Origin of the sequence: Arsenicicoccus sp. UBA6765 (genome assembly GCF_002453335.1) — a bacterium.
GTDB lineage: Bacteria > Actinomycetota > Actinomycetes > Actinomycetales > Dermatophilaceae > Arsenicicoccus > Arsenicicoccus bolidensis.
On the sequence record NZ_DKGR01000001.1, the window covers coordinates 1 to 420 of the forward strand.

Annotated in this window: 1 protein-coding gene; it reads left to right on the forward strand. The window is 69.0% G+C overall.

The features are described from left to right. Nucleotides 1-420, forward strand: a 420-nt coding sequence (locus tag B4K29_RS00005; RefSeq protein ID WP_286966126.1) for an FtsW/RodA/SpoVE family cell cycle protein, incomplete at both ends; no start/stop codon positions are given.

Sequence of the window (420 nt, forward strand, 5' to 3'; positions counted from 1 at the left end):
TCGTCGCCATGCTCTACGTCGCCACCGAGCGGGTCTCGTGGATCGCGCTCGGGCTCACGATGTTCTGCGGCGGCGCCTATGTCGCGTGGCTGCTGTTCAGCCACGTGCAGACCCGCGTCGACCTGTGGCTCGACCCCTTCTACACGGGCCTGTCGCAGGTCGGGATGGGCATCATGGGTATGGCGTCCGGCGGCCTCCTCGGCACCGGTCTTGGCCAGGGTCACCCCGAGATCACACCGTTCGCCAAGTCCGACTACATCGTCGCGAGCCTCGCGGAGGAGCTCGGCCTGTTCGGGCTGTTCGCGATCCTCGCGCTCTACGCCATCCTCGTCGAGCGTGGCCTGCGCACCGCGATCGGCGTGCGTGACGGCTTCGGCAAGCTGCTCGCGGCGGGCCTGGCGTTCGGGATGGCGCTGCAGG